This window comes from Paraburkholderia denitrificans, assembly GCF_042655705.1.
In the GTDB taxonomy this organism is placed as follows: Bacteria; Pseudomonadota; Gammaproteobacteria; order Burkholderiales; family Burkholderiaceae; genus Paraburkholderia; species Paraburkholderia denitrificans.
This window is the reverse complement of the sequence record NZ_JBHSMP010000020.1, coordinates 90,640-112,568: the sequence shown is the minus strand read 5'-3', so window position 1 is coordinate 112,568 and position 21,929 is coordinate 90,640. Positions and strand designations below refer to the sequence as shown.

The window sequence follows — 21,929 nt, the reverse complement described above, 5'->3', positions numbered from 1 at the left end:
TCAGAGGAGACATAGCATGACCAGCAACATCCGCCGGTTCACCCTTCGCGCCGTGTTCGCGGCCCTGTGCGTCGCGCCGCTCGGCATGAGTATGGCGGCACACGCCGACTCGCCCACCAAGATCGGATTTCTTGTGAAGATGCCCGAGCAGGCGTGGTTCATCAACGAGCAGAAGGCTGCCACGGCGCTCGGCCAGAAGGAGAACTTCTCGGTGGTGAACATCGGCACGCCGGACGGTGAAAAGGTGCTGGCCGCAATCGACAATCTCGGTGCGCAAGGCGCGCAGGGCTTCGTGATCTGCGCACCCGACGTGCGTCTTGGACCGGCCATTCAGGCGCGCGCCAAACGTTACAACATGAAGTTCGTGACGGTGGACGATCAACTGGTCGACTCGTCGGGCAAGCCGCTCGCGGGTGTGCCGCATCTGGGCATGTCGGCTTTCAAGATCGGCAACCAGGTGGGACAGGCGATCAGCGACGAGATAAAGAAGCGGGGCTGGAAGCCGGAGGAAGTGGGCGCGCTGCGTATCACCGACTATGAACTGCCCACGGCGAAGTTGCGCACCGACGGCGCAACCCAAACGCTGCTGGCCGGCGGCTTCAAGAAGGAAAACATCTTCGATGCCCCGCAAAAGACCACTGACGACGAAGGCGGTTTCAATGCGGCCTCCCCGGTGCTCGCACAGCATCCGAACATCAAGAAGTGGGTGGTATTCGCACTCAACGAGGAAAGCGTGCTGGGTGCGGTGCGCGCAACGGAACAGCTGCACATTCCAGCCGCCGATGTCATCGGCGTGGGCATCAATGGCGCGGGCGAAGCGTTCGCCGAATTCCAGAAGAAGGAGCCCACCGGCTTTTACGGCACGATCGCCGTGAGCTCGACGAACCACGGCAAGGACAGCGCGCAGAATCTTGTCGACTGGATCCACACCGGCAAGCAGCCGCCCGCCGACACGCAGACCACCGGCAAGCTGATGACACGCGACAACTGGACGGCTGTGCGCAGCGAACTTGGTATCTAAGGATCCCGTAGCAATACGGAGGCGACGGCAAGGGCAGGGATGCAATGACTGAAACCATGACACATGCAGATGCGACGAACGCCGCAGGTACGCACCACGCGGGGGCTCGACAGGGGCAGCGCGCGTATCTGGAGCTCGACGGCATCACCGTGAGCTTCCCGGGCGTGAAGGCGCTCGACCGCGTCGCGCTCGACGTGCGCGCGGGCGAGGTGCACGGCCTGATGGGCGAGAATGGCGCGGGCAAGTCCACGCTGCTCAAGGTGCTCTCGGGCGTGAACCAGCCGCAGGCCGGCACGTTGAGCCTGAACGGCGTGGAGCAGCGCTTCACGACCACGCGAGCGGCGCTCGACGCAGGCATCGCGATCATCTATCAGGAACTGCATCTCGTGCCCGAGCTGACCGTGGCGGACAACCTGATGCTCGGACAGTTGCCCAACCGCCTCGGCGTGCTCGACGAGCAGACGCTCGTCAAACGCGCGACGGACGAATTGCAGCGGCTGGGCGAGCGTATCGATCCGCGCACGCCTGTGAAGAATCTCTCCATTGGCCAGCGTCAGATGATCGAGATCGGCAAGGCGCTGATGCGCGACGCGCGCGTGATCGCCTTCGACGAACCGACGAGCTCGCTTTCGGCACGCGAGACCGAGAACCTCTTTCGCATCATCAACGCACTGCGCGCCGATGGTCGCGCAATCATTTATGTCACGCATCGCATGGACGAAGTCTATGAGCTTTGCGACCGCGTGACGGTGTTCCGCGACGGTAAGCGTATCGAAACCTTCGATTCGGTGGCCGACCTCGACCGCAACCGCCTGATTGCAGCGATGGTGGGTCGCTCGATCGAGGACGTGTATGGCTATCGCGCGCGCGAAGCCGGTCCCGTGCTGCTCGAAGCGAAAGGGCTGCTCGGACCGGGCCTCGCCGAACCCGTGTCGTTCCGGGCGCGGCGCGGTGAGATCGTCGGCTTCTTCGGGCTGGTAGGCGCGGGTCGGTCGGAACTCATGAAGCTGATTTACGGCGCGACGCGCTCAAGTGCGGGTTATGTCGAACTGGACGGCAAGCGCGTGAATTTCGCGAGCCCGCGCGACGCCGTGCGCGCGGGTCTCGCGCTATGCCCCGAGGACCGCAAGCAGGAAGGCATCGTGGCAATCGCCTCGGTGGCCGACAACCTCAATATCAGCGCGCGCCGCCATTTCAGTCCCGCGCGTTTCCTGCTGGATGCGAAGCGCGAACGCGCGCTTACACAGGACTACATCAGGAAACTCGCGATCAAGACGCGCAACGGCGACACTGCCATCGGCACGCTCTCGGGAGGCAACCAGCAGAAGGTGATTCTTTCGCGCTGGCTCGCCGAACGCATCGAAGTGTTCCTGATGGACGAGCCCACGCGCGGCATCGACGTGGGGGCGCGCGCCGAGATCTACAACCTGCTGTACGAACTCGCGGAAGCGGGCAAGACCGTGATCATGGTGTCGAGCGATCTCGCCGAGGTTATCGGTGTGTCGGACCGCATCATCGTCATGCGCGAAGGCCGCATTGCCGGCAGTGTACCGAAAGCCGAAGCCTCGCCTGACGAACTGATCAAGATGGCGCTGCCACGATAAATGTTTTTACCTTACCGGTCGCGCGCACCGTGAGCTCAAGCCCGAAGGGCGCCGCCGATTCGTAACGATGAACCAGAGATGAGTGAAGCCATGCAGCCACAAGGCACCCCTACCGTCAATGAGGCCACCGCGCCCATTACGCCCCAGCGCGCGCGCGCGTGGGACATGATCAACAAGTCGGGCATCGTGGTGGTGTTCGTGGTGCTGTTCGCCGTGCTTTCCGCGACGGTGCCCGACTTCCTCACGACCCGCAACATTCAGGGCCTGCTGCTCTCCGTCACGCTGATCGGCTCGATTGCCGTCACGATGATGTTCGTGCTCGCGCTCGGCGAGGTCGATCTATCCGTCGCGTCCATCGTGGCATTCTCGGGCGTGGTGGCTTCGACCGTCATCACGCAGTCGCATAGCGTGCTGCTCGGCATTATCGCGGGCGTGCTCGCGGGCGGCGCGGTGGGGCTCGTGAATGGCGTGCTCATCGCGCGCTTCAGGATCAATTCGCTGATCGCCACGCTCGCGATGATGGAAGCGGTGCGCGGCCTCGCGTTTCTCACCTCGAACGGCGACGCCGTGATGATCTCGGAAGAGCGCTTCTTCGACCTGGGCGGTGGCTCGTTCCTCGGCATCTCGTTCCCGATCTGGAGCAACATCATCGGTTTCGTGGTGTTCGGCTTCCTGCTGAAGAAAACCGTGTTCGGCAAGAACGTGCTCGCGGTGGGCGGCAATAGCGAAGCGGCGCGGCTTGCGGGTCTGCCGGTCACGCGCATCAAGATCACGGTGTTCGTGCTGCAAGGGCTCATTACGGGCTTTGCGGGTGTGATGCTGGCCTCGCGTATGAGCCTCGGCGACCCGAAGACATCGGTGGGTCTCGAACTCGGCGTGATCTCGGCATGCGTGCTGGGCGGCGTGTCGCTCACGGGCGGCGTGGCGACGATTTCAGGCGTGCTGGTCGGCGTGCTCATCATGGGCGCGGTGCAGGACGCCATGAGCCTCATGAACGTGCCGACGTTCTATCAGTACCTGATTCGCGGCGGCATCCTGCTGCTTGCGGTGCTGTTCGACCAGTTCCGCCGCAGCAAGCGCGCAGTCTGATCCTGTCTCTGTCTGCTTCAGCGGGTCATCGAGCGGCATGCCGGACGCCGCCGTACCGGTGGCGCGGGATTGGGACGGAAAACCGGGAAGCCGTCGCATGACGGCCAGCGCGGGCAGCGCGGGCAGGACGGGCGCGGCGGTGGTGAACGCGTCACGACGACCTGAACCATCCCGGGTTGCCATCCAGGCTGTCTGATGGAGGAGAAGGACGTGCTCGATACAAGGGAAGCGGATTCACGAAAGCTGGTCTTCGCGAAGGCGCGTCGACCTGGCGATCCCGAATGTGGCGAAGCAGAGAGAGAGGTTCGCCAAACGACGTTGACGCTGTCCAATGCGCATCTGAGGCTCGGTGTCAAGGCTGGAACGCATGGCGGAATTGTACAGATGGACTGGAATGACCGCGGTATGTGGACGCCCGTCTTTCGGCGGCCAGATAAGCAGAGCCATCTTCCGGTTTCCCGTGAGCTCTCATGTGAGCCCGTGATCCGGATTCCAGATGTGGCGCAGGCCGTCCAGATTCGGGCAATGTCATCCGGGGTGTGGGCAGCGGGTGCCGGTAGACCGCTTCCGGTGTCCAGTGCGGCACTTGTGGATGACTGGGAAGTCGACTCTGCCGCAGAGACATCACTTCGCCTGCGGACCGGCGTTGCGGAATGCTGTCGGGTGGTCCAGACCTACGAGCTTGACGGTCCCACGCTCGAAATAACCGTCGAACTCGAGAATAGCGGCCGTACGCCGTTACGGTGCGGAATCGATATTGAGGCTGTCCTGGTGCGGGACCCGCATGCACGCATCAGTGCACCCGCTGGTGGCATCTGGATTGCAGGAGGGGCCGGCAGCGCTCCACGACTCGTTCCCACGCCATTCGCCTGGCAGTTTGGGGTGACCCACCGTCTGCCAGCGATGAAAATCGACCATGCCTTCACTCGCTGGGGCGGAAAGGCTCTGGTCGAATGGCCGGCGCGGCAGTTTTCCCTCGCGATTGTGGGAAATACCGACTGCTACAAACTCCGCGCTCATCCCGAAGACGACTCGTTTTCGTTTCAGGTAGTGAATGAGCAGTCGGAGCACAGCTATATCGGGCAGAGAGAGGATGTGCATGGGCTGACGGTTCTCGCCGCAGGAAAGACACTCAATCGCCGCGTCAGTTTCACAGTCGAACGGCTTGCGTCTTTGACCAGGACCACACGCCAGCCATCGGAGTAGGGGCCTGGTTCCATAGCGCGGGGCAGGCGTGCCGATTTACCCAATGGAATTTGACGTATATGCGATCTCCGTTTTCACCGGGAAACGTATGAAGGGCGTCTGGTAAAACGGCTGTTTCGCCAAAGAAATCCTTGCGGAAGCGCCGCAGGAACTGACCCGCCAGTCAAAAAGGCAGCCGAAGTAACGAGATCGATCTCCGTTGTTCCTGTGCGGCTTTGAGGCGGTTGATTTCTGAAGTCGCTCGCTTTGAGCGACAATTCGGAAAATTCTGTGAAGGGAACGGCACCTGAGCCACGGGCCGGCCTTCGATCCGGATGCAGTAGTGAGAGCCTCGACCGTACTGTTTGACTCTGTTGATCATATGTGAAATCTTCGCTGCGCAGTGTAGGGCCGACATTGATGCCCGCAACGCCTTGATGTTCTGGATATCGAGTTATCGAGCTAAATGGAAGAACCAAAAAGATGGCGCCTGACGTTTGAACCGTTCAAGGGCATGCTGCCGCTGAGCCGGCTCTCGGCGCTACGGGATGCGCGTGCCGGTGTGATGCTCGCATTCATGAACATCCCGCAACTGCTCGGCTATGCGCGCATCGCGGGCATGCCCGGCGTCACCGGCCTCTACACGGGCTTCCTGCCGGTGATCCTGTTTGCGCTGTTCGGGGCGTCGCGCCACCTCGTCGTGGCGGCCGACTCGGCCACGGCCACGATATTCGCCAGCCGCCTTTCGACAATGGCGCCGCCATCGAGCGCGGAGTACATCGCGCTCGCGGGCATGACCGCGTTGCTCACGGCACTGATGCTGCTGATCGCGCGCGTCTTTCGGCTCGGTTTTCTCGCCGATTTCCTCTCTCGCACGGTGCTGGTCGGCTTTCTTGCCGGCGTCGGCGTGCAGGTGGGCATCGCCATGCTCGGCGACATGCTCGGCATCGAGGTGTCGTCGCGCCGGACCGTCGTGCAGATTCGCGAGATTGCGATGCAGTTGGGCAGCATCAACGGGATGGACTTTGGCATTGCCGCGTGCGTCGTCGTGGCGATCCTGTTCTTCAAGCAGTTTCGTCCGCGCTGGCCCGTGCCGCTTGTCGCTGTCGTCGCCAGCATCGTGGCCAGCGCAACGCTGCATTTTTCGGCGCGCGGCATCGCGGTGATCGGGCCGGTGGCGCTTGGGTTGCCGTCGATCGAGTTTCCGGCCGTCAGCAGCTGGTTTCAGGTGATGGACCTCTTGCAGATCTCGACGTCATGCTTCGTGATCATCGTCGCCCAGAGCGCCGCGACGAGTCGCGCGTTCGCCGAGCGTTACGGCGAGCGCGTCGACGAGGACGCCAATCTGCTTGGACTTGCCGCCGCGAACGTGGTGGCGGGGCTGGGCGGATCGTTCGTCGTGAACGGCAGCCCGACGCAGACCGCCATGGCCGACGATGCAGGCGCCCGCAGCCAGTTCGCGCATCTCACGTTCGCAGCGGTGGTCCTCGTCGTGCTGCTGTTCCTCGGCCGCTGGCTGCAATACCTGCCCCACTGCGTGCTGGCTGCCATTGTGTTCACGATCGCCGTGGGGCTCGTCCATGTGCGGCAGATGCTCGACATCCGGCGCGAAAGCCCCGGCGAGTTTCTGCTTGCGCTGACAACGGCAGTGGCCGTCGTGGTGATCGGCGTGGAGAACGGCATCCTGATCGCGACAGGTCTTTCGCTGCTGCGCCACGTGCGCCACAGCTACCGGCCACACACGATGGTGCTGCTGCCCAACGAGCAGGGCCGATGGGAACCGCAGCCCGCGGAGCCCGGCATGCAGACCGGGCCGGGCCTGATCGTCTATCGCTTCGGCGCCGACCTGTTCTATGCGAACGACCACCTGTTCGTCAATGAGGTGCGCCGCCTGATCGACGGTGCGCCGACACCGGTGCACTGCGTGGTCGTCGATGCGGCGGCGATCACCGATCTCGACTATTCGGCTGGCCGCTCGATCGAAACGTTGTGCGGGATGCTCGCGCAGCGCGGCGTGAGGCTCGTATTCGGCCGTGTGAATCGCTATCTGCGCTCGGACATGGACCGGCACGGCATCACGCCGGTCATCGGCACGGAAAACATCTACATGACACTTCACGCGGCGCTGGCCGCCGTGCGGCCCGATCTCCCGATGCCTGGAGAAAGCTGAGCGGGCCACGCGGTGTCGTGTCTTTGCGCGAGTGACCGTGCCAGGCTCTTGCAGGCGTGCTCGCGGGCGTTTGCCCGCCATCGCAATCCGGGTAGCGCGTAGTGCTCCGTGACCGCGCGTCGACCGTGCTGGCCTGGTGAATCATCACAGCCGCCAAATCCCACATATTGGGGAAACTCCTGGACAACACGGACTAATAGCGAGGATTTAACAAAGTTAGAATGATGCCTCTAGATTGATCGGCGAGGCCTGGCGCAGATTCGCTGGTGCCAGCATGTCGACGATCGGCCGCAGTGGCAGCGGCCATGCCTGTTGGTGACTACCTGGAGCCATCGTGACTGGTTCTGACAAGAAAACATTTGCCACGACCGCAGCCTGTGCGGCTGCGTTCCCCTTCCTGGCGGGCCATATGGTTGTCGGCTTCAGTGAACTCGCGCGGTTGAATCTCTCGATGTACGCAGCGGTCCTCGCTGGCGTGCAGAACAACCGGGAGAGCATGCTGCCGTTGCAGACGCCGGTGCCGCTTGCCTGGAACCAGACCGGCGGGGTGCCGCCGTTTGCTGCGCAGTTCGCCGTGCCCACCAGCACCGTAATCGAGATGACGTTGCAGACTTCGGCGGCGCTGAGCCGGTTCGCTCTTGATGGTTATGTCGAAACGGTCCGGCACGCGACAGCGGCAATCGCTGCGATGGCCAGGAGCGTCGACGCCATGATGAAGTCCGCCATTCCGGTTTCCGATGATTCGGGTGACGCCGTCGCTGCGATACCCCCTGCGACCTTGCAGGACAGTGCACGCAAGGATGTGGATTCTGTCGCAGGTGCGGCGCCGACAGCGCGCAGGCGACGAAGTCCGTAGTGCCAGCGTTGCCCGCCATCCGGATCGCCGCTCGATACCGGTTTTTTTCCCAACGCCCCGACGCCAGGGAGTGCCATGCTGAGTCCCCACGAACTTGCCACGTTGATGCTGTTGAAGGATGCGCCTGAGTGGATGGAGGCGGACCGCCTGGAGCTTGGCGTGCTTCGTGAGCTTGATCTGATTGCGATCGAGCCGCCCGAAGCGGGTCTGTCTATGCCTCGCTTGACCCCGCGAGGTGACGCAGTCCTGCGTGCGATTGCCCGCGCGCGCTGAACGCTGGCACATGGCCGATTGCCTGTCACCGGGGAGGGCTATATTTTCGATGCGAACTGTCGGCATCACGAGGCGATGATCCGGGGTGTAACTGGGGAGACGGATTTGGCACAAACCTGGCTGGGTATGGCTGTTGGCACGATCGTGCTTGTTATCGCTATGGCTGGTGTGACTGCGCACTACCTCCGTGAGCGGCGTCGTGCTGATCTTCTGCGCAATCTTGACCACCATGAATGGTGGCAACGGACCCGCTCAAGACGTTGAGTGCCAGCGGCAGCCGCGCGGTGCGTGCCTGCCGTTCACGTGGCTCCGGTTCCGGAAGCGGGGTCGTGCAAACAAGCACGAGGCGGACACAAAGAACGGGGAATCAATCGTGACACCTTTTCGAAGTATCACTCCCATTGCGTGAATAACATCGTGAATATGCCGACCCCGGAATACCTGGATCATCCGCTACGCGCCACGCTGGCCGCAGAACTGCATGCACGTCCGTTTCTTAAACTGACGGAATCCGTCTCGCTCGTACACTATGCAGTCTTTGCTGAACAAAAGCCATGGTTACATGAAGCTCTATTGCAGACGTTGTGCTCTGACGCGGGAATCCCGATGCCAGCGCAAGGTGCCACACACTATGCCGTTCAATCTCCGTACGGGTGGCGTCTCAAATGGGAGCGTCACACTGAATTTTCGACGTTTACGTTCGTCCAGTCTCGCTGCGATAAAGACTTTTTCAACGATGTCGCCATCCAGGGTGTTCCAGCCAACTGGTTTGCGCAACTCGCCGGTAGCCGTCTCGTCGCGTCACGCATGGAACTTCTCACGGGTGAAGAGGCGCGCGCGGCACGGGGCGCGGTACGGCAATGGATCGATGGGCCGATACTCGTCGGTAGTAACGTGCTCGGCGGAGGTCAGGTGTTTTGTGACTGGTGTGTGCGGCCCGATGGCTTCACGCGATTTCTTGTCATTGACGACGGTTTTCGAGACGAGCAAGGTGGCCGGCTGCTGCAGCGACTGTACGAAATTGAAACGTATCGGATGATGGCGCTCCTGGCGCTGCCTAGCGCGCGTCAAATGAGTCGTGACCTGGATGAGATTCACGCCTTGCTCCATGCGTTGATGCAACACATGGAGGTGGATGGTGCGGAGGGGGACGACTCACAGCTGCTTGTCAAGCTGACGCACCTTGCGGTTCGCGTCGAGTCACTTTCAGGCTTGGGCGGACGCTTTAGCGCATCATGCGCCTACGAGAAACTGGTGCTGGGGCGAATTCAGGAGCTGCGTGAAGAGCGCATCGAAGGTATGCCGACGCTCCAGGAGTTTATGGAACGCCGCTTCGCGCCTGCTATGGAAACCTGTCGCAGTGTCTGGGCGCGGCACGAACTGCTCGCTTCCCGTATTGCGCGCGCCGTCGATTTGTTACGCACGCGAGTCAATCTCGCGCAGGAAAAGGACGTCACCCATTTGCTCGCTGGCATGGAGCGCACTGCACGGAACCAGTTGCATTTGCAACATGCTGTCGAAGGCCTGTCGGTTGCCGCGATATCCTACTACGTACTTTCGTTGGCGGCGGCTGCATTTAAGGCTTTGCACGTGCTCAGTCTGCCCATCCAGCCAGAGCTGGCTGAAGGCCTGGCAGTTGCGCCAGTCGTTCTGGCAGTGATCGCAATCACGAGACGCACTCGAAACCGGTCATTGGCGCAAAGCGGCGATCACGATGCAAATGGACATTCATCGGTCGGGGAAATCGGTTTTAACTCAGTTCCCATTCAGGAAAAGCATTAGGAGGTACCTGCTGGCGCTGGCGGATGGTCGTCCGACGTGCAGAGTTGTTAGTCACAAACGGAACTCGACGGATTGGCGAAAACCGGCCGATCCGCCAGATTCTGTTGATGACTATAACGCGCGCGGCCTGCTTTGTATCTTGCCGTTTGTTGACGAATGCGCGTGCGAGTTTGCGCACGAATTTATGTATGAGTTTGCGTCTGCGTCTGCGTCTGCGTACGAAATGCTCCCGCACCGCACAAAAAATTCAGGGGCTGGCGTTTTCGACGATGCGGCCTTCCGCGCGCCAGCGCAGCATTCCGCCCGCCAGATTGGCGACGGCCGGAAAACCGGCCTTGCGCAAGATCGTCGTTGCCTGTGCAGAACGGCCTCCCGCGCGGCAGACGGTCACGACCGGGCGATCAAGCTGAATTTCTCCGGCACGTTGCGCAAGATCGCCCAGCGGAATCAGCGTCGCATGGGGAATGCGCCCCAGCGGGCCTTCGTATTCGTCGGGCTCGCGGACATCGATGATCTGCACCGCCGCGAGCTGTTCTTCGAGCGACTGCGGACTGATTTCCCATATGCCTGCGAAGGTGTAGGTCAGCACGGCCCAATCGGGTTCCGTGATCTGGGTCGGGTCGCACGCCGCAGCGCCGCATTTCAGGTTTGCAGGCACGGCGACGGCAATCTGCCGTGGATGCGGCAGATTCAGATTGAGCATAAAACCTGCGAAATCGTCCTCGCACAGATCGCCGCCAAGGCGCGGATTGAAGCGCTGCTCTTCGCCGACGCTCGTCACTGTCAACCCGCGGTAGTCGTGACCGGGGAATAGCAGGGTGGAGGCAGGCAGCGTGAACAGCTGTTTGTGGATTGATCTGAACATCACGCGGGAATCGCCTTGCTGAAAATCGGTTCGGCCGGTTCCCCTGATGAGCAGGCAATCGCCCGTGAAGGCCATGCTTTCGTTATCGAGCACGAGGCTGATGCAGCCGCGCGTATGGCCCGGCGTTGTACGCACAGCGAGGTGGCGTGCGCCGAAATGGCAGCGATCGCCATGGTCCAGGTAGCGGTCGGCGCCTTGTGCGCCGCTCGCGGCGGAAATCGCGATCTGGCTGCCCGTAAGCCGCTTGAGCAACCACGCACCCGTGACGTGATCGGCATGAACGTGCGTGTCGATCGTGTAGAGCAGGTGCACGCCAAGTTCCTCGATCAGGGCGGCGTCGCGTCGCGCCTGTTCGAACACCGGGTCGATCAGCACCGCTTCGGCCGATTCGCTGTCGGCAAGCAGATAGGTATAGGTGGACGACTGCGGGTCGATCAACTGTCGAAAGATCAGCATGATCCCACTCCCTCGCTGCGGCACGCGGGCCGGTTATGAACACGCGCGGCCAGAAGGCCGCGCGTTCGATGCCAGGTGAGGCGAACCAGATTCGGGAAATGCGGTGAAAGCCGTGCGACCGTGCCGTTGACGTCCGTCAAAACCGGGCCGAACGCACGGTGGCCGCACGGGGAGCGTACTCCCTAACGGCGAAATTGTCGCCCAGGGTCTGCAGTATTCGCGATACGGGCGTTGCCCGATACGGATGAGATACCGGTGCCGACACTGCTCTCGCTAGTGCCGGTACAGATCGTTCATTTGATCGGTCGAGGCAGCGTGCCTGAAGAAGCCATATCGGATTAACGTGGCTCGTAAGGAATGCTTGTGAATATGTCTTGTGTATCGGGCTGGCCGCACGTAGCCGTTCGTGCCCGGCCGTGCGTTGCGTGGATTGCTCGCGAGAACCGGCGCTTTCGGCGCGGGTGGTGCCGCGCTTGTGCCATTCACCGCCTGTTGCAGGAGTGCGAGCGTTTCCGGGGTCTCCCCGCGCAGCGCCATGACGCTGGTCGTGGCCTCGAATACGCAATCCCAATGTCCGGCCGATGCGCAGTGATGCGCACGGGCGAGCAAGCGAGCCGTCGACTCGGCGGCTGTGGTGGGTGAAGTGGCAGGTGATGTGGAGGGTGATGTGGCTGTTGTAGCGGCCAGCCCGGTTGAACTGTCCGCCGCGCTCGCGGTAAAGGTCTGCGCTGCACCACTCGTGTTGCTGCTCAAATGGTTTCCGGCGTCGAATTTCGCGTCGGCTGCCAGGACGAGCAAATAGAACGTCACAGTTAGCGCTACGCTCAAACCGGAGCCCCACGTCAGCGACGCAGGCGTGTTGTCCTGCACGGATTGGCTCTTACTGCGCCGGGCGATATCCGTGGGACGATGTCGAAATCGATGGAGAATCGTCATCGCGCGAACTTCCCTGTATCAGTGGGCGTCACGCCGTGAAAAAAGCAGCCTGTGGAGCGCCGACGTGACGCCGTGAACCACGCAATCGCCATACCTGGCTGGCGCTTACCACTTGATTTGCGCGGTCATGTTGCCGGTCTGAACAATTTCGAATTTCATTTCGCCGCGGTACGTGCCTTCAACCCGGTAGTCGGCTTCCGGAACCGAGAAGAGACAGTACGGTCCAGCCGCAACGAAGTCCATCAGCACGCGGCCATGCCGTCGCAACTTGACGGAGACTTCGTTGAGCGGCGCGCCGGTCGACGCCGAGACGAACGATACGCCGAGGTTGAACGGGTGTTGAGGGTCCGGTGAAGTGACGTGCGTATCGAGCCCGCGGCTGCCGCACACGTAATAAAGCATCTCCTGGGGCGACGCCGGATTTGCGGGTGGCCGCGACGGCGCCTGCGGCGCGGCGGTCTGCAGGTTTTGCGCTGCAGCGGGCATGGCGGGTGTTGTGATTGGCGTCGGCGTAGTCGATGGTCTTGCGATTTGTGCATGGGCAGGTAGTGCGCAAGTCCCGGCGATCAGCAGCATGCCTGTGACCATACACAGACCTCGCTCATTCAAGGTCCCCATGATCTTCTCCCTCGCTGGTGTGCAACAAGCATAGGAATCGAAAAGATGAAATGCAACCTTCAGAAAACAGCCGACGAAAGGGCACCTGGGGACGGGTTCCATGTAACAAAGTGATACGCGCGTTGAATTCCGATAGCAGCGCATTGATAAATTTATTGCGTGTCTGGAATGATGTGTCGGCAAGTAAGCAGGCGTGCCCGGTGCGTCTGATGATGCAGGTGACGCCGCGGCTCGATATTGACGACGAGCGGTACATGTCGTCGCCCGCTGTCGCAGGCGGGCACGCAGCCCGTGCGCGATAGCTGCTTTGTCTCTACTCGAAATCGCGAGCGTTCCTCTCGTGTTCCTCTCGTAAGCGAGCGCCGATTTCATATGATTTGCCCATCGATCGCGTGATGGGTTGCGCCTGTAACAGCAATTGCCGTTGCTCACGGTGAGACGCAACCGCGCGTCGTAACAGCACTGCAGAACGCAGACCGTGCCTCAGCATCGCTGAGAACGTACAAAACACGCGCACCTGTGAGTGCGCCTTGAATTAATGTCCGCTGGCGTGGCAACGCCTTCGCGTTCGAGGGCGCATTAACGCTTCACGGCAGCACACATCAAAACTTGAGGGCGCGGCCCTTTTGTCGGGAACGCCAGGAAACAGAAAACCGTTTTATTGGATTCGCAAGCGTTTTACGCGGTGGTTCATTTATTTGATTGCTTACTGTTGTTGAAAAAACAGGAGGATTCGTCTGCCATTTCCGGCATGGCGCTTGCGCCGGACGCGTTCACACCCGAATCAACGTTAGGCGGGCAGGGGCATACGACAATGAACAAGAGAAAGCGTTTGTATATATCGCCTCGCAGACGTCCACTCGGCGCATGCGCGCCTGCGGCCGTGCTGCTTTTGTCCGCCTATGCGGCGCTCGAAAGCAAGGACACCATCGCGCGGGAAGAGGATGTTGCGAAGCCTGTCATTTTCGTGGTTGCCGTGGTCGATCAGCCTGCGGATGAAACGCCGGTTGCTCGCCCCGTTATTACGAGCGACATCGGCGCGACGATCTATGCGGTGGACACGGCGCAATCTGTCCCGGAGCCAGTGACGAGCGATGCGCAGGTTCATTCGTCTGCCGCGCCGGACAGCGGTAGCGGTGCACAGGTTGCCGAAAATAGCGCTGATACGGCGACGGCAACGCCGCCTCCGATAACCCCGATACCTACGACATCCGGGAAACCCGCGGCACTTGAAGTGGCCCAGAACGCGCAACCCATGACGCAACCCGCGACCGGACCCACGCCAGCGAATCCCCCGCCGGATGGCAGCACCACGCCCGGAACGCCGCCTGTGGCCGCGCCCGGACAGACCCCGCCGGCGCAGACTGCCGAGCAGCCCAATGACACGCTTCGACGCGAAGTGTTCGGACTCGCGACGAGTGGCGGCGCAATCCGCGCGCTTGACGAGGCGAAGGCGCGGCCCGATGTGTTCACGCCTGTCGATATCGCGCAGATCGAGGAACTCAGCATCCGGCAGGAGGTGCGCGGCGGTCGCGACAAGGTGCGTGCGATGTCGAGCCACGATCGCTTCGACGCACTTGATTCCGCGATCCATTCGGCACACGACTTTGATGCGCGTTTGCCGAAAACGCCGGAGTACGCGGAAGTGCGGGCTTCGCTTGCCGGCGACCTGACGGTTGCCTATGCCGCGCGAGGCAGGATGAAGGACGCGGTTGCAGCGTTCGAATCGATTCCGACGCAGTCGGGTATTTCAGTCGAAGCGCTCGCGGCCGTGGGCGAAGCGTACAGCTACCTCCAGGAACCCGGTAAGGCGGAACAGGTTTATCGCCGCGCCATCGAGCAGGAGACGTCGTCGACCACCGATGAAGCGACGCGCGGATTCCAGTACGGTACGCACACGCGCCCCATCGATCTGCGCGAGGGCCTCTTCTACGCGCTCACCGACCAGGACAAGTACACGCAGGCGAGGCAGGTGCTCGAAGACATGCACGCCGCGCTGCCGCCAGCCGACCAGGTGCACCCGTGGGATCTCGCGAACGATGACTACATGCGCTATTACCGGCTGTATGCGCAGTACCAGATCTATATCGGACAGACGAGCGCCGGCATGGCGGGACTCGATCGGCTGAGGGAGCAGGTGCCGTTCAGCGCGGAAGTGCGCAACGCGCAGGCTGACGCAACGCTTGGCGCGTCCAGTACGCGCCGCGCGCGCGACATGTACAGCGCAACCTTGACCGATCACCCGGAAAACCTGGAGGCGCTCGCGGGTCTCGGGCGCACATCGCTCATGCTGGACGACTATGCGAATGCGCGTCTCATCAACGATGCATTCAACGATACGTTCCCCGAGAACGGTTCCGTGCGTAGCTTCAAGCGCGACTATGCGGCCTACCGTGCGCCGGTGCTGTCGGTCGAATTCAACGGCGAGCACGGCAACTCCACGCTGGCGGACAACTCGTTCAGTATCGATACGACGCTGTATTCGCCGCCGATCTACGACAACTGGCGTGTATTCGCACACAACTTCTTCGGCCACGCGAATACGGATATCGGCAACGTGAGCCGCACACGGACCGGCGTCGGCGGCGATTTCCGCAAGGGACCGCTTTCCGTGACGGCCGAGGCCACCCGCTCGATCGGTCCTGCTGCGCGCACCGGCGGCAACGGCAGTGTCGCGTATACCTTCAACGACTACGTGTCGGCGAACGTCTCGGTCGACAGCGACGTCAATACGTTGCCGTGGAAGGCCTATGTCCAGCACATCTGGGGGAAGAATGCCCAGATTGCCCTCAATTTCACCGACACGGATCGTCGCTCGGCGGAGCTGTCTTATTCAGCCACGCGCTTCAGCGATTCGAACTTCAACCAGGAAATTTCGGGAAGCGCCACGCAGCGCGTATTTACCGCCGCAAACCAGTTTGTGAATCTCTCGCTGAACCTGAACACCAGCAGCAACACGCGCGCCAATACGGCGTATTTCGCGCCTGCGCGCGACTACACGGCGGAACTCGTCGCCATGCATCAATGGGCAATCTGGCGCGCCGGCGAAAAGTCGTTGGTGCAGCGCATCTATCTGAGCGCGGGCGCGTATAACGAACGCGGCTTCGGCACGAGCGCCGAGGGCGGCGTGCGTCTGGAACACGCGTGGACGTTCAGTCACGACATCAGGCTCACGTATGGCATCGGCGGGCTTAGCCACGCGTACGACGGCGCACGCGAAACGTCCGGCATTGCCTACACCACGCTCACGGTTCCATTCTGACGACGGCGGCTCGCAAGGAGGCCGGCAATGCATTCTCGTAGACGTTTTATCTGTGGCTGTCTCGGAGCGATGGCAGGTTGCACGATGTTTTCATCGCTCGTGCCGGCGAAGCTGATCGACATCCTGCCGCCGGCCGATCCTGCCGACGGCAAGACGTTTCGCGTGATCTGCTTTCACGATGTCCGCGACCATCTGCGAGCCGAATTCAATACGAACAACGTAATCGACCCGTATGCGATCGATACGGGCACGCTGACATCGATTTTTTCCTGGCTTGAAGCCAATGGCTATCACGCGATCACTTTCAGTTCCATCGCGGCCTCGCGCAACGGCGGAAAGCCATTGCCGCCGCGCTCGGTGTTGATCACCTTCGACGACGGCTTCATGAGTCATTACACCAAAGTGCTGCCGCTGCTCAAGCGCTTCAACTATCCGGCTGTGATGGGCATCGTGACGTCATGGATCGACACGCCGGCGGACACCGGCATTCGCCTCTCCGACACACTGGTGGTGCCGCGCGATACGTTCATGTCGTGGAACGAGGTGCGCGAAGTGGCGCGTTCCGGCCTCGTCGAACTGGCGTCGCATACGCACGACATGCACCACGGCGCGGTCGCTAATCCGCAGGGCAACGAACTGCCGGCGGCGACCTCGCACCTGTATCTGAAGGATGAGTCGCGCTACGAAACGGATGCGGAATTCGAATCGCGCGTACATGGCGACCTCGGTACGAGCATCCAGCAACTCAAGACGCAGACGGGCTTGCCCGTTCGCGCGATGGTGTGGCCGTACGGTGCGGAAAATCTTCCGGTGCGCCGCATCTCGTCGAAGCTCGGCATGCCGGTGCAGTTCACGCTCGAATCCGGGCCGAATACGAGCGACGTGCCGCTCGACCGTCTGCGCCGCATTCTCATCATGTACGACATCGACGTCGGCGGCTTCGAGCGCTCGATGCGCGAGCCCGCGGAGAATCGCGGCGAAGTCAATCCAGTGGAGCGCGTCGTGGTGGTTTCGCTCGACGATGTCTACGATCCCTCGCCGGACATGCAGGAAAAGAAGCTCGGCCAGCTGATCGACCGTATCTACCGTTTGAAACCGAGTTCGGTGTATCTACAAGCATTTTCGGATCCCAACAGATCGGGCTTTGCGCAGGCACTGTACTTTCCGAACCGGCATTTACCGGTCCGCTCGGATCTTTTCTGCCGCGCTGCATGGCAACTGAATACGCGCGCGGATGTTGCGCTGTATGCGTGGATGCCGACACTCGCGTTTGCGGTGCCCGCACAACTCGAAGGCCGCCTCGAATTCGTGCGGCCCGCTGCGGGCAGCAAGCTCCCGCCCGGTGCATCGGCGGTGCGGCGGCTCAGTCCGTTCGATCCGGGCGTGCGCGCATATGTGCGCGAACTTTATGAAGACCTCGGCAAATACTCGGCGATCACGGGCCTGCTGTTTGGCGAAGACGCGATGCTGACCGATTTCGAGGACGACAGCCATCAGGGCCACCAGATGCTGGCGAGCTGGAACCTGCCGCGCGACATCGGCCAGATTCGCGCGAATCCCGACTTGATGAAACGGTGGGGGGATCTGAAAACACGGCATCTGCTCGATTTCACGAAGGAACTCGAGCAGATCGTGCTCAACAGCCAGAACAGTGCGGACGTGCTGAGCGTGCGCACGATTTTTCCGGATGTGCTGACCGATCCGGAGGCTGGGCATCGTTACGCGCAAAACTACCCGGCATTCGTGAATGCGTACAACTTCGTCGGCCTGCTTGCCATGCCGTCGCGGCAGGGCATTTCATCGGTGGACAGCTGGCTCGATTCCCTGTCCAGGACGGTGCGCACGGTGCCGGATGGCCCGCGGCGAACTGTCTTCCTGCTCGAAGCCACCGATTCCCGTACGGGCGACAGCGTACCGGCGAAACACCTGACCGATCAGATGCGCCATCTGCGGCAGTCCGGCATGGTGAGTTACGGGTACTACCCCGACAACTTCGCGCACGATGTGCCGACCGTGGCCGCGCTGACCGACGTCATGTCGATGCGCTCGCGGCTCGATCCGACCTCGATCAGTGCGCTGCTCAAGGGCAACAGCGAAAGGGTGCGACCGCAATGATGCACATCGTCATCGACAAACTGCAGGACTTTATCTTTTTCTATCCGTTCTTCATGTCGTACTTGTGGATGATCGGTGGAATTGTCCATTTCTTCGCGCTGGAGCACGGACGGGCCCGCTCGTCGCTCGCCATCGTGAGAGCCGGGACGCCAAAGGTTGCGATCATCGTGCCCTGCTACAACGAAGAAATGAATGCGCGCCGCGTGTTGGGCCACCTCGCGCGGCTCGAATATCCGAACTACGAGATCATCGCCGTCAACGACGGCAGCCGCGATCACACCGGCGAGATCCTGAATCAGCTGGTGGTCGAAATTCCGGGCCTCACCGTGATCCACCACGCGAAGAACGAAGGCAAGGCGATTGGCCTCACGACGGCAGCCGCCGTGACCAATGCGCCGTACCTCATGTGCATCGACGGCGATTCGCTGCTTGGCGAGGACGCGATCGAATGGATGCTCGAACACCTGATTTCCGATCCGAACGTGGGTGCGGTGACGGGCAATCCGCGGATTCGCACACGCACGTCGCTGCTTGGACGGATGCAGGTTGGCGAATTCTCGTCGATCGTCGGGCTGATCAAGCGCACGCAACAGGTTTATGGGCGTATTTTTACGGTGTCCGGCGTGATCACGATGTTCCGCAAGAGCGCGCTCGCGGATGTCGGCTTCTGGAGCGCCGACATGCTGACCGAAGATATCGACATCAGCTGGAAGCTCCAGTGCAACGACTGGCGCGTTGCGTACGAGCCGCATGCGCTGAGCTGGATCCTGATGCCCGAAACGCTCAAAGGTCTGTATCGCCAGCGCCTGCGCTGGGCCAAGGGCGGCATTCAGGTGCTGTTCAAATACGCGCGGCCGCTGTTGTTCACGCCGCGGATCATGATGTGGCCGCTCTTTGTCGAGTACGCGCTCGGCATTGCCTGGGCGTATTCGATGGCGTTCATCTTGCTGCTTGCGCTCGTCGATTCGTTTTATACCTTGCCGCCCGACTGGAACGTTTCGCTGTTGCCGCACTGGCATGGAATGCTGCTGGTGGCGACCTGTGTGCTGCAGATCGTCATTGGCTGCCTGATCGACCGCCGCTACGACGAAAAACTGCTGCTTTATCTTCTCGACACCGTCTGGTATCCGCTCGCGTTCTGGTTGATCAACATGGTCACGACTGTCGTTGCACTGCCGTCCATCGTATTCGGGCGGCGGGGCAAGCGGGCCGTCTGGACCAGCCCTGATAGAGGTATCCAGCATGAACAACAAGCCCGTCATTGATCTCTCCTTGCGCCATCCGCAACTGATCATCAAGGACAAAGGCATCGCGCACGGCCTGCTGCTCGTCCTCTGGTTCCGGTTGCTCCGTCCGGCCTGCGTCGGTTCGATGTGGGCGGGGATCACCATCTACGCTTACCGCTATCTGCTGCCTTTTTCACAGGGCGATCTCTCCATTCCGGAACTGCTGTCCTATATCGCCGCCATCAGTGCAATTGCTTCGGCGCTCACGACATGGCTGATTCTCGCGCGCGTGGCTCACCCGTTCGCATCGAAATCGCGCACCCAGCGGCTGCTGCGGCGCAAGGCCGGTCTAACGGTTGAGCCTGGACCGATTGTCGGGCCGACGCGGCGCGACTGGCGTACGGTGCCGCGGGTGTTTGTCGCTTCGCATGATGCGAACGGCTTGATTGCTGCCCTGCGTGCGCAGTCCGACGCGCAGCCTGCCGAAAAGACTGCAGAGTCGCGCAAGACCGCGCGGCTCGGATACGGCCAGACGCCGCCGACGCAGTATTCGCTGCAGCAGTTGATGGACAGAAAGTTACACCATGTGCCGGTGAGCGGCTTGCGTGGCCGCAGACGGCACTGATGTCGTCCATGTGTTACCAATGGACCGTGCATCTGAAACTTCGCAACGCAACCGCCGACGCAGACCGCTAGTGCTCGTCGCGCCGTCTGTGCTGGTGGTTGTGCTCCTGGCCGCGATCGGCATGTTCTCGCCACCCGGCCGCGGCGCGCAAATCGAGGTCGTCAGCGAACGACACGCGCAGGCGGGGTCGATCGTCGCACTGCCTGCGCCCGGTGTCGGCGACGAGCGGCGCTTCATGCATGGCATCGGGTGGGCGCATCGCGCGGGAGATAAAGACTGGGTCTTCTTCAGCAGTTCGGGGCTGCCGCCGCGCGGCGCAAATTCGAACGGCAGCTGGCCGCATGACGTCTATGTGGGCGAATGGTCGCCGCAGCGCGCACGTCTTGCGAATGTGCGCATTTTTATCTCGCGTCCCGAAGCGCAGGAGCCGGTGTCCGTCGCGCAGAACGTGTCGGGCAACATCTTCGTCAGCTTCGAAGACGGCTGGAAAGCGCCGCGCACGGTGAGCCAGCGATACGGCGTCTATGGCGCCAACCTCGCGCCCATCAAGCCCTATCCGAACGACGTCGAGTCGGGCGGACACTCCGGTCACGTGGCCGCCGTGGGCGAGCAATTTGTCGTGTTCTATTCGCAAGACTGGGTGGATGGCGGCGGCGTCGATAATCTCGGTACGGGTGGCGGCGTGTACGTGAAGGTCTATAACGGCCGTGGCGTCCTTCTAAGGCACGTCGACGTAGCCGCGCATGTGCGCGAGTGGTGGCCCATGATCGCAGGCTCGCCGACGCGCGCGCTGCTCGTGTGGCAGAAATACATACCAGGCGAAATCGTTGCGCAGCTCGAATATGCGGTGCTCGATCCCGCGACAGGCAAACTGGTGCGCCCGGAGGGCGGATCCGGTGGAGAGCGCGTGCAGTACTACACCTATGCCGCCGCATGGGTGCCCGCAGTGGAACGCTTCGTGATCGAGGCCACGCTCGATAATGGACGATCATCTGTACTGCTGATCGATGAAGAAGGGCATGTGACGGCTAAACTTGATTGCCTGCCGGCCTCGGTTCGCGAAGCGAGCATCGCGGTGAACGGCAACACGGCTTACGTGCCCACGCGCGATGGACGGCTAATGGCGCTCGTTCTCACAGGGGACACGATTGAATTGCACGGCCTGCTACGCGCGCCATTCGCGTGGGGCAACACGGGTGCAATCGGTATTCCGCGCGGCGCAGGATCGGTTCATTTCGTGTCGCTGTCGCCAACAGGCCTGCGCGAGGCGGACTTCAGCGAGCGCGATGAAATGGCGCCATCGGCATCGGATCAATGTGGCATAAAGACCGCACCAGAATAGGATGAGTGATCGACGGACAAAAAGTTGCAACGGTTCTGTGCACCATCGAGAGGCACCGGGAAATGGCCATGACGGACACGCATTGAATCGCCCTTTTCGGGCATATTGCTTGTTTGCGCTACATCATGAAAGCGCACAAAGCGCCGTATGGGAATTCAAAAGTTTCAACCGGATGCGTAATAATCCCGCTCCGCGTTAATGCCCTCCCGAGAGGGTTGGATTTAGCCCGCACCTGTGCGGGTTTTTTTTGTCTCGGCAAAAATCGCGCTGTGCGTGCTCCATTGCGAGTCCGAAACCGGCGCGTGAGACGGGACCATTCAGCGGTAGAAATACGCCGCATGATTCGGTCAAGAGGGGATCGCCACGTCGCAATCGACGCCCGGGAAATTGCTGGACAAAACAGGCGGCGGGTTGCGGTTACAGGTATGCTGCGAGGCAGGCTTGCGCGCGCTGGCCGCGGGTTTGTGAGTAACCTTGTTCGCGAGGCAACGACCGGATATGGCG

At 61.6% G+C, this 21,929-nt stretch carries 16 protein-coding genes; 13 read left to right on the top strand and 3 right to left on the bottom strand.

Going from position 1 to position 21,929, the window contains the following annotated elements; translation table 11 throughout:
* The first annotated feature begins 16 nt into the window (after positions 1-16).
* The 8 genes from ACFPTO_RS17415 (at position 17) to ACFPTO_RS17380 (ending at position 9,980) form a co-directional block, all read left to right on the top strand.
* Positions 17-1,021, top strand: a complete 1,005-nt coding sequence (locus ACFPTO_RS17415) for an arabinose ABC transporter substrate-binding protein (RefSeq protein ID WP_377713121.1) — start codon at positions 17-19, stop codon at positions 1,019-1,021.
* A 56-nt stretch (positions 1,022-1,077) separates the two neighbouring features.
* A complete protein-coding gene (araG, locus tag ACFPTO_RS17410) occupies positions 1,078-2,625 on the top strand; it encodes an L-arabinose ABC transporter ATP-binding protein AraG (protein WP_377713119.1) in 1,548 nt (515 codons plus the stop codon).
* Positions 2,626-2,703: 78 nt separating this feature from the next.
* Positions 2,704-3,714 carry an L-arabinose ABC transporter permease AraH gene (araH, locus tag ACFPTO_RS17405; RefSeq protein WP_377713117.1) on the top strand — a complete coding sequence of 337 codons (1,011 nt, stop codon included), beginning with the start codon at positions 2,704-2,706 and terminating at the stop codon, positions 3,712-3,714.
* Between the two features lie 195 nt (positions 3,715-3,909).
* Positions 3,910-4,920 carry an aldose epimerase family protein gene (locus ACFPTO_RS17400; RefSeq protein WP_377713115.1) on the top strand — a complete coding sequence of 337 codons (1,011 nt, stop codon included), beginning with the start codon at positions 3,910-3,912 and terminating at the stop codon, positions 4,918-4,920.
* 445 nt (positions 4,921-5,365) lie between these two features.
* Positions 5,366-7,069, top strand: a complete 1,704-nt coding sequence (locus ACFPTO_RS17395) for a SulP family inorganic anion transporter (protein WP_377713113.1) — start codon at positions 5,366-5,368, stop codon at positions 7,067-7,069.
* 334 nt (positions 7,070-7,403) lie between these two features.
* Positions 7,404-7,925: a hypothetical protein gene (locus ACFPTO_RS17390; protein WP_377713112.1), complete on the top strand. Its 522-nt coding sequence runs from the start codon at positions 7,404-7,406 to the stop codon at positions 7,923-7,925.
* 75 nt (positions 7,926-8,000) lie between these two features.
* Entirely contained in the window at positions 8,001-8,198 is a 198-nt protein-coding gene (locus tag ACFPTO_RS17385) for a hypothetical protein (protein WP_377713110.1), read from the top strand.
* Positions 8,199-8,621: 423 nt separating this feature from the next.
* Positions 8,622-9,980, top strand: a complete 1,359-nt coding sequence (locus ACFPTO_RS17380) for a DUF3422 family protein (RefSeq protein ID WP_377713337.1) — start codon at positions 8,622-8,624, stop codon at positions 9,978-9,980.
* A gap of 247 nt (positions 9,981-10,227) precedes the next feature.
* On the opposite strand, the gene ACFPTO_RS17375 is transcribed toward ACFPTO_RS17380, so the two are convergent.
* The 3 genes from ACFPTO_RS17375 to ACFPTO_RS17365 form a co-directional block, all read right to left on the bottom strand.
* The gene (locus tag ACFPTO_RS17375; protein WP_377713335.1) at positions 10,228-11,298 is read right to left on the bottom strand and encodes an MBL fold metallo-hydrolase; all 1,071 of its coding nucleotides are present in this window, start codon (positions 11,296-11,298) and stop codon (positions 10,228-10,230) included.
* 276 nt (positions 11,299-11,574) lie between these two features.
* Positions 11,575-12,237, bottom strand: coding sequence for a hypothetical protein (locus tag ACFPTO_RS17370; RefSeq protein ID WP_377713109.1), 663 nt, complete (start codon positions 12,235-12,237; stop codon positions 11,575-11,577).
* A gap of 105 nt (positions 12,238-12,342) precedes the next feature.
* The gene (locus tag ACFPTO_RS17365) at positions 12,343-12,855 is read right to left on the bottom strand and encodes a hypothetical protein (protein WP_377713107.1); all 513 of its coding nucleotides are present in this window, start codon (positions 12,853-12,855) and stop codon (positions 12,343-12,345) included.
* Between the two features lie 883 nt (positions 12,856-13,738).
* Between ACFPTO_RS17365 and ACFPTO_RS17360 the strand changes: the two genes are divergently transcribed.
* The 5 genes from ACFPTO_RS17360 (at position 13,739) to ACFPTO_RS17340 (ending at position 21,425) form a co-directional block, all read left to right on the top strand.
* Entirely contained in the window at positions 13,739-16,117 is a 2,379-nt protein-coding gene (locus ACFPTO_RS17360) for a PgaA family protein (protein WP_377713106.1), read from the top strand.
* 27 nt (positions 16,118-16,144) lie between these two features.
* A complete protein-coding gene (pgaB, locus tag ACFPTO_RS17355; RefSeq protein ID WP_377713104.1) occupies positions 16,145-18,232 on the top strand; it encodes a poly-beta-1,6-N-acetyl-D-glucosamine N-deacetylase PgaB in 2,088 nt (695 codons plus the stop codon).
* Complete coding sequence (gene pgaC / locus ACFPTO_RS17350) at positions 18,229-19,497, top strand: poly-beta-1,6-N-acetyl-D-glucosamine synthase (protein WP_377713102.1); 1,269 nt, start codon at positions 18,229-18,231, stop codon at positions 19,495-19,497. The genes pgaB and pgaC overlap by 4 nt, the downstream gene beginning before the upstream one ends.
* Positions 19,475-20,083 carry a Biofilm PGA synthesis auxiliary protein PgaD gene (locus ACFPTO_RS17345; RefSeq protein ID WP_377713100.1) on the top strand — a complete coding sequence of 203 codons (609 nt, stop codon included), beginning with the start codon at positions 19,475-19,477 and terminating at the stop codon, positions 20,081-20,083. The genes pgaC and ACFPTO_RS17345 overlap by 23 nt, the downstream gene beginning before the upstream one ends.
* Positions 20,084-20,153: 70 nt before the next feature.
* Positions 20,154-21,425: an NHL repeat-containing protein gene (locus ACFPTO_RS17340; protein WP_377713098.1), complete on the top strand. Its 1,272-nt coding sequence runs from the start codon at positions 20,154-20,156 to the stop codon at positions 21,423-21,425.
* The last annotated feature ends 504 nt before the right edge of the window (positions 21,426-21,929 follow it).